This window comes from Bowmanella yangjiangensis (assembly GCF_017255015.1).
Lineage (GTDB): Bacteria > Pseudomonadota > Gammaproteobacteria > Enterobacterales > Alteromonadaceae > Bowmanella > Bowmanella yangjiangensis.
This window is the reverse complement of the sequence record NZ_JAFKCS010000362.1, coordinates 1-802: the sequence shown is the minus strand read 5'-3', so window position 1 is coordinate 802 and position 802 is coordinate 1. Positions and strand designations below refer to the sequence as shown.

The window sequence follows — 802 nt, the reverse complement described above, 5'->3', positions numbered from 1 at the left end:
CTCCGGGAGCAGGCCGCAGTGCGACTCGCGGATATCGCGCTGCAGCCGCTGCTGCACCGCCGCAGCGGTAGAGGCCTGCCCCTGCAGCGCCGGACGCTGCTGGTAGATGCGCATGATCTCCTCACGATCCAGATTGGCCGCCAGCAATGGATAGGGCTGGCGCAGCTGGTAACGCACCAGCGCACCGTACATCGCCCAGTCCCATCTGGGCTGCCAGGCCAGGGCCCGAATGGCGTCGAGCGGAGGGCGCCCCGCACGCGTCTCGGCCCGGACCTGATCGACCCTGGTCTGCTGGCTCGGGTTGAGCATTTCCAGCAGCACACTGCCCTGCGGACGCCGGGCCTCCAGCTCACGCGACAGCCATAGTTGCAGGGCGTGGTGATCCGGGTTGTCGTGCTGCTCGCCGACCACGACCCGCGACGCCCGCGCCAGGCGCTCGACCAGTCGCTGCGGCGTGATGCGCTCACCGCTGCGCAGGTCGAGTATCACCCCCAGGTCGCCGTGGTCGCGCCCCTCGCTGGCGATAGGAGCCGGCGGTGGCAGTACGCCTCGGGACTGGCAGGCGACCAGCAGGGACAGGCAACACAGCAACAGTATTCGCATGGCAAGCTCCTGCATCGAGTCAACGCGCCACGATCAGTGGATAGCCGCGCTCCGGGTGTCGCTGTATCAGTACGTCCAGACCGAACACCGCACGCAGGGGCTCGGCCCGCAGCACCTCGTCGGGGCTGCCGAAGGCATGGGGGCGTCCCGCCTGGAGCAGGAGGATACGGTCGCAGTATCGTGCCGCCAGGTTCAGGTC

General features: G+C 68.8%; 1 protein-coding gene and 1 pseudogene. Both read right to left on the bottom strand.

Annotated elements, in window-relative coordinates; all coding sequences use genetic code 11:
- The coding region (locus J0A65_RS24565) for a ChaN family lipoprotein (RefSeq protein ID WP_206596871.1) at positions 1 to 603 on the bottom strand (603 nt) is incomplete at its 3' end.
- A gap of 19 nt (positions 604 to 622) precedes the next feature.
- Positions 623 to 802 (bottom strand): annotated as a pseudogene (locus J0A65_RS24560) (heme ABC transporter ATP-binding protein); the annotation flags it as partial.